At 70.9% G+C, this 11917-nt stretch carries 7 protein-coding genes; 2 read left to right on the top strand and 5 right to left on the bottom strand.

From position 1 onward, the window contains the following. Nucleotides 1-7: 7 nt before the first annotated feature. Complete coding sequence (secA, locus tag K7C98_RS11060) at nt 8-3124, bottom strand: preprotein translocase subunit SecA (RefSeq protein WP_224191561.1); 3117 nt, start codon at nt 3122-3124, stop codon at nt 8-10. A 110-nt stretch (nt 3125-3234) separates the two neighbouring features. Between secA and K7C98_RS11065 the strand changes: the two genes are divergently transcribed. Beyond that, on the top strand, nt 3235-4161 hold the full coding sequence (locus K7C98_RS11065; protein ID WP_224191562.1) for a S66 peptidase family protein: 927 nt from the start codon (nt 3235-3237) through the stop codon (nt 4159-4161). 21 nt (nt 4162-4182) lie between these two features. Here the strand turns inward: K7C98_RS11065 and K7C98_RS11070 are convergent, their stop codons facing one another. Further along, nucleotides 4183-4860: a SecDF P1 head subdomain-containing protein gene (locus K7C98_RS11070; protein WP_224191563.1), complete on the bottom strand. Its 678-nt coding sequence runs from the start codon at nt 4858-4860 to the stop codon at nt 4183-4185. Nucleotides 4861-5010: 150 nt separating this feature from the next. Further along, on the bottom strand, nt 5011-5607 hold the full coding sequence (locus tag K7C98_RS11075; RefSeq protein ID WP_224191564.1) for a Maf family protein: 597 nt from the start codon (nt 5605-5607) through the stop codon (nt 5011-5013). Nucleotides 5608-5754: 147 nt separating this feature from the next. Between K7C98_RS11075 and K7C98_RS11080 the strand changes: the two genes are divergently transcribed. Further along, the gene (locus tag K7C98_RS11080; protein WP_224191565.1) at nt 5755-6033 is read left to right on the top strand and encodes a helix-turn-helix transcriptional regulator; all 279 of its coding nucleotides are present in this window, start codon (nt 5755-5757) and stop codon (nt 6031-6033) included. On the opposite strand, the gene K7C98_RS11085 is transcribed toward K7C98_RS11080, so the two are convergent. Together K7C98_RS11085 and K7C98_RS11090 are read right to left on the bottom strand one after the other, a co-directional pair. Then, entirely contained in the window at nt 5993-7930 is a 1938-nt protein-coding gene (locus tag K7C98_RS11085; protein ID WP_224191566.1) for a serine/threonine-protein kinase, read from the bottom strand. The genes K7C98_RS11080 and K7C98_RS11085 overlap by 41 nt on opposite strands. A gap of 308 nt (nt 7931-8238) precedes the next feature. Next, entirely contained in the window at nt 8239-11805 is a 3567-nt protein-coding gene (locus K7C98_RS11090; protein WP_276572653.1) for a serine/threonine-protein kinase, read from the bottom strand. Between the last annotated feature and the right edge of the window lie 112 nt (nt 11806-11917).

Here is an 11917-nt window from a genome sequence, read left to right on the forward strand (position 1 = left end):
GGCCCACTCAGGCCGCGACTTCCTTGCCGTGGCACTTGCGGTACAGCTTGCCGGATCCGCAGGGGCACGGGTCGTTCTTGCCGACCTTCGGCAGCTTCTTCTCGGCCGCCGGCGCCGCGGCCTCGGCGGCGGCGGCGGCGGCGGACGCCGCCGCCGCCTGTCCGCCCGGCTGGGCCACGCGCTCACGCACGGCGCGGGACACCTCCTGGAGCTTGGCGAGCTCGGCGCGGGCCTGGGCCATCTGCCGCTGGGCGGAGGACACCTTGTCCTGGGCCTGGCGAGTGGCGCGGGTGACGGCCGTCTCGTATTCGGCGCCCTCCTCGGCCTGCCGCTTCTGGGCCGCGGTGAGCTGCATCGACATCACCTTGCCGAGCACGGTGTTCTCGATGCCCTCCCACATGTCCTTGAAGAGGTTGAAGCCGCGGATCTTGTACTCGTTCTTGGGGTTGCGCGTGGCGTAGCCGACGAGGCCGATGCCGGTGCGCAGGTGCTCGATGTTCTTGAGGTGGGCGATCCACTGCTCGTCGATCTCGCCGAGGTAAAACTGGCGGACGTAGAACAGGAACGTGTAGAGGTCGAACTCTCGCTCGGGCCGGGTGAGCAGGGCCTCGACGGAGCGCCACACGCGGTCGACCAGCTTGTCGACGCTGTCCTCGACCTGGCTGAGGTCGGTCTTGACGCGGAAGCGCTCGAGCATGGCCTTCTCGAGGCCGGGGAGGTCCCACTCGTCGGGGTGGACGTCCTCGGGGCACAGCTCGAGCACGGTCTGCTCGACCAGCTTGAACGCGAGGTCGTGGACGCGCTCGCGCTGCTGGATGAGCGAGCGGGCGACCACGTCGATCATGCGCGCGAGGATCTTGTCGCGGTCGTGCTTGACGTCCTCGAGGCTGACCATCGCGCCGTAGTGGCGGTAGATCTCGTGGGTCAGCTTGTCCGGGACGATGCCGCCGGGCGGCAGCGCGTTGGGGACGATCGGCTGGCCCTGGGCCTCGAACAGCGCGGCGCAGTGGTTGTTGAAGATCTGGGTGATGCGGGTGCGGACCGTCTCGGACAGCGACTGGATCGTGTGCGGGCCCGACTTCTCCGGCGGCGGCGGCAGGCTCTTGGCCTGCTCCTTGCGCGCCTGCTCGTCGAGGATCTCCGGCTGGTAGCGGCCCTCGAGGATCTGCTTGCGCAGGGCGTAGATCGCCTTGCGCTGGTCGTTCATGACGTTGTCGTACTCGAACAGGTTCTTGCGCGTGTCGAAGTGCATCGCCTCGACGCGCGACTGGGCGTTGGCGATGGCCCGGTTGACCAGCGGCGCCTCGATCGGCACGTCCTCCTCCATGCCGAGGCGCTCCATCAGGCCGGTGATCCGGTCGGCGCCGAAGATGCGCATGAGGTCGTCCTCGAGGCTGAGGAAGAAGCGCGAGCGGCCCGGGTCGCCCTGGCGGCCGGAGCGGCCGCGCAGCTGGTTGTCGATGCGCCGGCTCTCGTGGCGCTCGGTGCCGATGACGTAGAGGCCGCCGGCGGCGAGGACCTCCTTCTTCTCCTCGTCGCACTGGGCTTTGATCTGCGTGAAGAGGGCCTGGTACTTGTCGGGCTCCTTGTCGGGGTCGAAGCGGGCCCGCGCCATCATCTCCGGGTTGCCGCCGAGGAGGATGTCGGTGCCGCGGCCGGCCATGTTGGTGGCGACGGTGACGGCGAACTTCCGCCCGGCCTGGGCGATGATGTAGGCCTCGCGCTCGTGGTTCTTGGCGTTGAGGACCTCGTGCGGGATGCCGGCGCGCTCGAGCATCGCGTGCAGGACCTGCGACTTCTCGACGCTCGCGGTGCCGAGGAGGATCGGCTGGCCGCGCTTGTTGGCCTCGATGATCTCGTTGACGACCGCGCGGAACTTGCCGCGCTCGTTCTTGAAGACCAGGTCGTCCTCGTCCTTGCGCTGGATGGTGCGGTTCGGCGGGATGACGATGACGTCGAGGTTGTAGATCTTGTGGAACTCCTCGGCCTCGGTGTCGGCGGTGCCGGTCATGCCCGCCAACTTGTCGTACATGCGGAAGTAGTTCTGGTACGTGATCGTCGCCAGCGTCTGGCTCTCGGGCTGGATCTCCACGCCCTCCTTGGCCTCGACCGCCTGGTGCAGGCCGTCGCTCCACCGCCGGCCCTCCATCTTGCGCCCGCGGAACTCGTCGATGATGACGACCTGGCCCTTCTCGACGATGTAGTTGACGTCCTTCTTGTAGAGGACGTGGGCCCGCAGCGCCTGGAACACGTGATGCAGCAGCTCGTTGTTCTCGGGCGAGTAGAGGTTCTTGCAGCCGAGCAGCCGCTCGATGCGGTCGACGCCGGCGTCGGTCAGCTGCACGCTGTGGGCCTTCTCGTCGACGGTGTAGTCGAGGTCGCGGCGCAGCGACGGGACCACCTTGTTGACGGTGATGTACGTCTCCGGCGGCTTGTCGCTCTCGCCGGAGATGATGAGCGGCGTGCGGGCCTCGTCGATCAGGATCGAGTCGACCTCGTCGACGATCGCGTAGTACAGGTCGCGCTGCACGTACTTCTCGATCGTCTCCTTCATGTTGTCGCGGAGATAATCGAAGCCGAACTCGTTGTTCGTGCCGTACGTGATGTCGGCGCGGTAGTTCTTCTGCCGCTCCGTGTGATACATGCCGTTGACGATCACGCCGGTCGACATGCCGAGGAAGCCGTAGATCTGGCCCATCCACTCGGCGTCGCGGCTGGCGAGGTAGTCGTTGACGGTGATCAGGTGGGCGCCGCGGCCGACCAGCGCGTTGAGGTAGAGCGCGGAGGTGGCGGTGAGGGTCTTGCCCTCGCCGGTGCGCATCTCGGTGATCTTGCCCTGGTGCAGGCCGATGCCGCCGATCATCTGCACGTCGTAGTGGCGCATGCCCAGGGTGCGCCGCGAGGCCTCGCGCACGGCGGCGAACGCCTCGGGGATGAGGTCGTCGAGCGGCTTGCCGTTGGCGATCTGCTGCTTGAACTCGGCCGTGAGCGCCTTGAGCTCGGCGTCGCTCCGGGCCTGCATCTTGGGCTCCAGGCCGGCGATCGCGGACACGAGCGGCTGCAGCTTTTTCATCTGCCGCTCGTGCTTGGTGCCGAAGATCTTCTTGATGAGTCCGTTGAACATGGCGGGCCGTGCGCGGGGCAAAGGGTACGGGCGAGGCGCGCCCGTGTCCACGCGCCATGATCGCAGAAGAAGGGCGATCTCTGACACGCCCGCCTGGTACTGTCGCGGCCGTGAAGGCCGCTATCGTGCGTCCGCCCCCGTCTGGCCCCAGCGGCCGCGTCGTCGTCGCCGCGCCTTCGGGCCCGGTCCCCGAGGCCAGGCTCGCCGAGGGCCTCGCCGTACTGCGCGACTTGCAGATCGGTGAGATCTCGCTCGCGGCCAATCTGGGCGCGCGGACCGGCTATTTCGCCGGTGAGGACGGCGTACGCCTGGCCGCGCTGCAAGCGGCGCTGGACGACCCCGAGGTCACGGCGATCGTGTGCGCGCGCGGCGGCTACGGCCTGACCCGCCTGTTGCCGCTGCTGCGCCCCGCCGGGTTCGTGGCCGCGCCCAAGCTGCTGGTCGGCTTCTCCGACGCGACGGCGCTGCTCTGCTGGGCGCTCCGCGCCGGCGTGTGCGGCGTGCACGGCCCGGTGGTGACGCAGCTCGGCGCGCTGCCGGCGGCCGATGCCCAGCGCCTCGCGCTGCTGATGCGCGGCGAGCTCCCCGCCCCGCTCGCCGGCGATGAAGGCGTCGGCGCCGCGCGCGTGGTGGCGCCGCTCGTGCCGGCCAACCTCGAGGTGCTGCGCTCGCTGGTCGGCACGCCGTGGCTGCCCGACCTCGCCGGCACGATCGTCGCGCTCGAGGAGATCGGCGAGCGGCCCTATCGCATCGACCGCGCGCTGACGCAGCTCATCACCAGCGGGGCGCTCGCGGGGGTGCGCGGGTTCGCCGTCGGCCAGCTGTACGCCTGCGAGGAGCCGCCCGCCGGCAACCCCGACAGCCCGAGCGCCCGCGCGGTGGTGCGCGAGCGGCTGGCGGGGCTCGACGTCCCCGTGGTGCTCGGCTTGCCTTTCGGACATCTGCCGCACGAGCACGCGGCGCTGCCGTGCGGCGCTCGCGTCGAGCTCGACCCGTCGCGCGCGACGCTGACGATGCTCGAGCCGGTCACCGCCTGAGCCGTTCGAGGCGTCACGGGCTCAGTCGCGCGGCTGCCGGCCGAGCAGCTGATGGAGCGCGGCCTCGGCCTCGCCGCGGGTGGTCACGGCGCCGAGGCTGATCTCGAAGGTGCCGGCGGTCAGCGGCTCGTGGATCACGGGCGCCATCAGGACCTCCTCGTCCTGGATCGCGGCGAGCCGCCGCCCGACCGCCCGGGTGGTGAGGGCGGCGAGGCTGCGCCCGTCCTCCGCCCCGAGGCGCACGCGGAGCCGCGGCCGGTCGTCGTCGCCGTCGACGAGGCTCGCCGAGGCCAGCTTGCGCAGCGTCAGGCCCCCGGCCTCGACGCAGTGCATGCGCCAGTAGGTCCGGCCGTCGGGGCCGCGCAGGCGCTCGTAGGCGAACTGGTGCTCGGCCGGCGGCGCGAGCTCGGGGTGGGTCCGGATGTAGTCCTCGAGGACATGTTTCTCGGGACCTGTCACAAAGACCTCGTGCATACTGGGCCCGTCGGGGCGGACGACCACCGCGTCGGCGACGTCGAGGCCCGACTGCCCGTCGGCCTGCACGGCCTCGACGACCCGCTTGAGCGCGCCCCCGGGGTCGTCGACGGTCGTGAGGATCAACGGCCGACCGAGCTCGACCTCGACATTCGCCGGACCGGTGCAGCCGACGACGCCGACGGGCGCGAGCGCGAGCACGAGCACGAACAGCGAGCGGAGCATGCCGCACCATAGCGGTCCCGGACGCGGAGGTGACGAAGGCCGGCGGCGAAAAGAGCGCCCGGCGACGCGCGAGGACGGCGAGGTCCTGCTGTCACACCGGGCCGCTCGCGGATGCGCGTGCGGGTGAGCAGGCGCGGCGCGAGCCCCCGATCACGGACCGGGCAGCAGGCCGACGTCGCGGAGCAGGCCGGCGACGGCGATGAGCGGCAGACCGATGATGCCGGTGAAGTCGGCGCCGTCGATGCGAGTGAAGAGCTTGATGCCGGCGTCCTCGATGCGGAAGCTGCCGGCGCAGTCGAGCGGGCGGTGGCGGCGGACGTAAGTGGCAGCCTCTTCCTCGCCGTAAGACCGCATGGTCAAGGTCTGGACGTCGACGGCGGTGCGGGCGTCGCCGCCGCTGGCGTCGAGCAGGACGACGCCGGTGACGAGCCGGAAGACGGCGCCCGACAGACGCATGAGCTGGGCGATCGCCCGCTCCTCGCTGCCCGGTTTGTGGAGCAGCTCGCCACCGGGCCCGACCGCGACCTGGTCGGCGCCGAGGATCCACGCGTCCGGGTGCTCGTCGCGCAGACTCCGGGCCTTCCCCATGGCGAGCCGGAGAGCGAAGGCCTCGGCGCCGAGTTCGCCGAAACGTGCGTCTTCAGCGCGCTCGTCGAACGCAGGAGCCGCGGAGATGAAGGGCACTTCAAGTCGCGCGAGCAAATCGCGCCGATAGCGCGAGGTCGAGGCCAGAACGAGGTTCTGCATGGGCTTCCAGGTTCCTCCTCAGACGATGACCGTCCGTCGTAACGCGATCCGGTTGACCAAAGGTGATGATTTCTTCATGATCGGAGACGGAGATCCATTGTGCCCGATAGGCCCTCGGAGTGGACGTTTCTGACCAATCACGCGCACGTGCTGTTCTGCGTCGCGCAAGACCCGGAGATCCGTCTGCGCGACGTGGCAGAGGCGGTAGGCATCACCGAACGGGCGGTCCAGCGGATCGTCACTGAGCTGGAAGAGTCGGGGTACATCACCCGCCAGCGAAGCGGACGGCGCAACCTGTACATCGTCCACAGGAACCTGCCGCTGCGTCACCGCATCGAGTCGCACCGCCAGGTCAATGACCTGATCGGGCTCATCGTGCCCGAGCTCATTTCCCGCGCTTCTTCTTCTTCACAGGCTTCTTCTTGACCGGCTTGGCCGGAGCGAAGGCCTCGGGGAAGCGGCGGGCGTAGTCGGTCCGCACGGTGGCGAGCAGCGCGGCGGCCTCGTCGCAGACCGGCGTGGGAGCCGCCTCCGCGGGCGGAGCCGGCGCCTGGGCGGCCTTGAGCGCCGGGACGTAGTCGGCCAGCGGCTCGTCCTTGATCGGCTGCAGCGCCGCCAGGGCGGCGACGCACGGGTCGGGCGCGTCGCCGTACTGCTCGAGGTCGCGACGGCGATTGAGCACGACGTCGACCTGCGCCGCGGCGTCGGCGGGCAGCGCGTCGCGGATCTGCCGGCGCTGCGCCCACGTGGCCCAAGGCTTGGCGTCGTTGATGTAGTGGACGAGGATCGGCACGCCGGCCGCGCCGAGGTCGACGGCCAGGGCGATCGCGGCGTCGGTGTAGGGCCGCTTGCGCAGCAGCGCGTCGACCTCGTCGATGAAGCCGAGGTCGCGCTCCAGGCCCGGCGACTTCTTCAGCACCTCGCCGTAGCGCCGCACCGCCGCCTCGTGCATCGTCGGCCGCTTGCCGAGCTGCCGGGCGTCGCGCCACACCAGCTGCGCGTGCCCGGGGTGGCGCTCGAGCAGGGCGTCGATCTGCGCCTGCGCCTCGTCGAGCTTGCCCTGCTTGATCAGGTCGTCGAGCGCGGCCAGCTCCTGCTCCGACGGACCTGCCCCCGGGGACATGGCCGAAGGACCAGGCCCGCCCGTGTCGACCGCGCTGTCCGATGCGTCGGTGCGGGCCTCGGCCGGTGGATCGGCCGCGGGCTGCTGGCCGCCGCCGCCGAAGAACAGGAGGTAGATCAGGCCGACCGAGACGAGCGCGAGCACGACGCAGCCGGCGATCAGCGCCTTGAACCAGGTGCGGCGGGTCCAGCGGTCGGTGTCGAGGACCGACTCGACGAAGTCGATCTGGCGCGGGCGCAGGGCCTCGGGCAGCGGGCGGTTGGCGGTGTCGGCCACGGCGCCCACGCCCCCGATGTCGAGCAGCGGGTTGGAGGTGTCGCCGCGGCCCTTGTGCGACATGTTGCTGCGGTAGCGCTCGAGCGCGGCGCGGACGGTGCGGGCGTCGGGGAACCGCTGCTCGCGCTGCTTCGCCAGCAGGCGGTAGACGATCGCGGCCAGCTCCTGCGGCACGTTGTCGGGCAGCTGCGGCGTCTCGGTGCTGACCTGCATGCGGATCAGCGCGATCGCGTCCTCGTGGTTGAAGGGCAGCCGCCCGGTCAGCATCTGGAACATCAGGATGCCGACGGCGTAGAGGTCGGCGCGCGGGTCGATCTCGACGCCGAGGGCCTGCTCCGGGCTCATGTACTGAGGTGTCCCGAAGACCATGCCGGCGCGCGTGAGCGGGTCGCCGGCGTCGCTGCCGACCAGCTTGGCGATGCCGAAGTCGACCAGCTTGAGCAGCTGATTGCCGTGCTGGTCGCGGGTGAGGAACACGTTCTGCGGCTTGAGGTCGCGGTGGATCACGCCCTGGCTGTGGGCGTGCTCGAGGCCCCGCAAGATCTGGATCGACCACTCCACCACCCGCTTCGGCGCCGTCGGCTCGGTCAGCAGGTCGGCCAGCTCGACGCCCTCGAGCAGCTGCATCACGAGGTAGCGCATGCCGTCCTCGGTCGTGCCGTAGGCCGAGACGTGGATGCAGTTGGGGTGGTCGAGCCGGGCCGCGCTCTGGGCCTCGCGGTCGAAGCGACGCACGAGCTCGGGGTCGCGGTTGAAGTCGGGGTGCAGGACCTTGATCGCGACGTCCCGCATCATGATGACGTGGCGGCCGCGGAACACCGCTCCCATGCCGCCCTCACCGATGAGCTGGTCGAGCCGGTAGGTACCGTCGAGGACGGTGCCGACCAGCGCCGAGAGGTCGCGAGTGGTGCCAGCCGCGGTCATGTCTGCGCCTGGACTCGAACGCGGCCGCGTAGTCTAAGGTTGGGGGTCATGAGACGGCCTCGAGGGCTCGAGGCAACACGGACATTAATTCAGGCCCGCAGGGCCGGGAAGTACAATCATCAGGCCCGGCGACGACGCGGAAATCAAATTCGCGGGGCCGGGAAGCGGTTTCAGACGCGCGCGGCTGCGTGGCGATTTCAGGCGCGCGGCAAGCCGCGTCTGGCGCGGAGCGCCGGGGAGCCGGTTCAGGCGTGGACGGCCGTGAAAGCAGCTCGGGCCGTGAAGTCCGTGCGCGCGGCGTGCGGGCGTCAGCGCAGGGGCTTGGTGCGCACGGTGTCCTGGTCGGGGGAGACGGTCTGCGAGTCGGTCTCGTCGGGGGTCTCGATGAAGCTAGTGCCGCGGTCGCGTTCGATGCGGCTGAGCGCCTCCTGAGCCCACTGGGCGAGGCTGAGCTCGTTGGTCGAGTGGAAGTCGGCGAGCATCTCTTCGAGCTCGCGGCGCGCTCTCGGGCTCTGCCCGAGCATGTGCGCGACTTCGGCGTCGAGGAGGCGCAGCTGGTGATGGGCGAACTGCTCGTTTTGGATCGTCTGGATGCCGCGACGGGCCTCGGCGAGCATCGCGGCGCCCTCCTCCACCTCGCCCATGCGCGCGAGCGTGTAGCCGAGGAAGCCGCGGTTGAGGTGGAGGTGGTAGGCAAAGCCGTGCAGGCCGGCGAAGCGCAGGGCCTCGCGGAAGCTCTCGGACGCGCCCTCGAGGTCGCCGCCGCGGAGGAGCAGGTCGCCGAGATTGTGGAGCGGGTTGATGAGCATGCGCGTGACGCCCGCAGCGCGCAATTGCTCCAGAGCGGCGCGGGTCTCCGGAATCGCTCTCTCGGGTTCGTTGCCGAGCACCGCGAGGTAGGCGATGCCGGAGATGTACGCCTGCCGCTGCAGCACCGACACGCGCGCGGCGAGGGGCTTGGCTTGGTCGTGGAGGCGGCGCGCTTCGGCCAGCTGTCCGGCGAGCGACAGGCAGCGCAGGCGCGTGCCGACGACGTGACAGACGTAGTGGTCCTGCGCCTCGGGGAGGTCGAGGATCTCCATCGCGTCCTTCGAGCAGCGGACCGCGCCGTCGATCTCGCCGGCGCCGAGCAAGATCTCTGCGCGGCGGTTGGCGATCCGCAGCTCGAGGATCCGGTCGCGGGCCTGCTTGGCCGCGACCGCGGCGTGCTGCAGGCGGCCGAGCGCCATCTCGGCGTCGGCGCCGCCGTCGAGGGTGTAGCGGTCGACGAGGCCGAGCCAGAAGACCGCCTGGGCGCGGTAATCGCCGAGCAGCTCGGCGACGAGGATGCCGGCCTCGTGCTGCGCGGCCTCGCGGCGCGGGTCGTTGAGCGCACCGGGGGCGCGCTCGACGAGGTTGAGCTGGGCCTTGAGCAGGCGCGGCAGGCCTTGCACGCGGCCGAACTTGCGCAGGCGGGCGATCACGCGCTCGAGCACCTGAGCGGCCAGCGCCGGCTGCCCGGTGGCGAACAGATCTTCGGCGGCCTTCTCGAGCTCGCTGAGGTACTCGAGGCCATCGGCGGCGGCGTCGAGCAGGCGCGCGCGCAGGAACACGAACTGCGGGTCGACGGCGGTCTGCTCGGCGATCCGCTCGGCCAGCTCGAGGCGCGTCTCGGACAGCGAGTCTTCGTAGCGGATCCGGACCGCCTCGCGCACGCTCGCGTGGGCCAGCACGACCTGCGAGGCGCCGGTGATGGCGCTGCGGAGGATGAGGCCCTCGCCCTCGAGCCGCTCGAGCGTGCGGCGGAAGCGTTCGCGCCGCAGGTCGGTGAGGTGCGCCAGGCGCTCCTCGTCGATCGGGGCCTCGATCAGGTAGAGGATGCTGGCGACCTCCCAGGCCGACACGCCGAGCGCGTCGAGGCGGGCCTCGCTGCGCTGGGCCAGCGTCTTGTGCAGCTGCTCGGCGGCGGCCGAGGCGGAGCGCAGGACCCAGGTGTCGTTGTCGCGGACGAGGATCGACTCCTCGATGAGCACGCGCAGGGTCTCGCGGAAGCTCAGCGGGTGGCCGCCGGTGAGCTTGTCGAGCATGGTGACGAGCTCGCGCAGGGCCGGCGCGTCGCCGAGGATGCCCTTGAGGACATCCATCATCTCCTTCTGCGTGAACGGGCGCAGGTTCCACAGCTCGACCAGCTGCTCGCGGCTCAGCGCGACCAACTGCGGGCGGAACTTGGGGTGCGGCTCCGTCGTGATGCAGAGCAGCGCGCGGGCCTCGTTGTGGTCGATGGCGCGGGTGAGCTGCTCGACCAGGGCGCGGGTGGTCTCTGTCCCTCGGGCCAGGTCGCTGAGGTAGAGGACGTAGGGGTGCTCGCCGGCGCAGCGGACCAGGAACTCGGTCAGCTGGGCGGCCGCCGCCGACTCGTGGCTGCGGTCGCGGGCGGCGCGGATCAGCTCGGGGTACTTGCGGACGGCCTCGCTGCGCTCGCCGAGCGCGGTGGCCAGCTGCAGCACCACCGGCGCGAACGGGCCGAGGCCCTCGCCGTCGCCGGTCCAGCACGAGCCCTCGACGAACAGCCCGTCGCCGAGCTGGATCTCCCGCCGCAGCTCGCTGAGGAGGCGGGTCTTGCCCATGCCCTCGGGGGCCTCGACGATCACGGTGCGGATGACCCGGCTGCCGCGGTTGCGCGCGGTGTCGGGGCGCAGGACGTCGTGGGCGCGCAGGAGCAGGATGTCGAGGTAGTCGGCGCGGTCGACGAAGGGCAGCAGCTCGACCAACACGCGGGCGAACTCGCGGCGGTCCTGGGCCGACTTCTGGCGGTCGCGGATGTGGCTCGACTCGCGGCGCAGCAGCTCGAGCACGATGCTGCGGGCGCTCTGCGGCCGGAGCTCGGGGTCGGGCGAGAGCATGCGGCCGACCAGCTCGGCGACCACGGGGCCGCACTGCTGCAGCAGCGCGCCGGCCAGCTCGGGGCGCCAATCGATCGCGTTGCGCAGCGCCTCCTTGAAGGTGCGCGAGGGGAACGGACGCACGCCGCGGACCGCCGTGTAGATCGTGGCGGCGAGCGAGTAGATGTCGGCGCGGCTGTCGATGACCTCGCCGCGGACCTTCTCCGGGGCGCTGAAGCCGGGGGTGCCGCGGACCTTGATCAGCTCCTCGTTCTCGTCGAGCTGGTCGAGCGCGAGGTCCTTGAGCTTGCGGTGGTGCCGGAACAGGCGCGCGAGGCCGAAGTCGATCAGCTTGGCCTGCGGCTGGCCGCCGTCGACGTCGGGCTGGCAGACGATGACGTTGCTCGGCTTGATGTCGCCGTGGACGAACCCGACGGCGTGGATGTAGTCGAGCGCGCGCGCCAGCTGGACGAACAGCTCGACGATGGTCTCGCGCGGGGCGGTGCGCAGGCACTCCTGCAGCGACACGCCGGCCAGCAGCTCCTGCGTGAAGTAGACGCCGCCGTCCTCACAGCGGCCGAAGTCGTAGACGGCGGCGAGGTTGGGGTGGTGGAGCTGGGTCAGCAGGCGAAACTCGGCCTTGAACTCGGCGATGTCGTCGCTGACCGCGCCCTGGGTGGCGCCGAAGCTGCGGGTGATCGGGGCCCGGCGCGCGCCCTCGAGGAGCCGCGCGCTCGAGCTGGCGGCGGCGGCGGTGGTCTGCGGCTGGACCACCGAGCTCGCGGGCGCGGCCTCGCTCGAGCGCGAGCCGGGGACGTCGAGGCTGGCGTCGCGGCGGATCAGCTTGAGCGCGACAGGGCGCTCTTCGAGCTCGTCGTAGGCCTCGTACACGGCGCCGAAACCGCCGCGCCCCAGCAACCCGCGGACCTGATAGCGCCCGGCGATCTTGTCCGGCATCGGCGGCTCCGCCCCGTCCGCCGTGGGCTTCGATGGCTGCGCGTCGGGCTGGTTCATGGCGCGGGGGGAGCGGGGCGGCGAGCGAGGCGGCGCTCGCGGTGCGCGAACAACGGACCTGCCGTCGCCCGAAACCGGCCGAACGCGAGGGACGAGTATTCCACAGCAACGT

This window comes from Nannocystis pusilla, assembly GCF_020073745.1.
In the GTDB taxonomy this organism is placed as follows: domain Bacteria; phylum Myxococcota_A; class Polyangia; order Nannocystales; family Nannocystaceae; genus Nannocystis; species Nannocystis radixulma.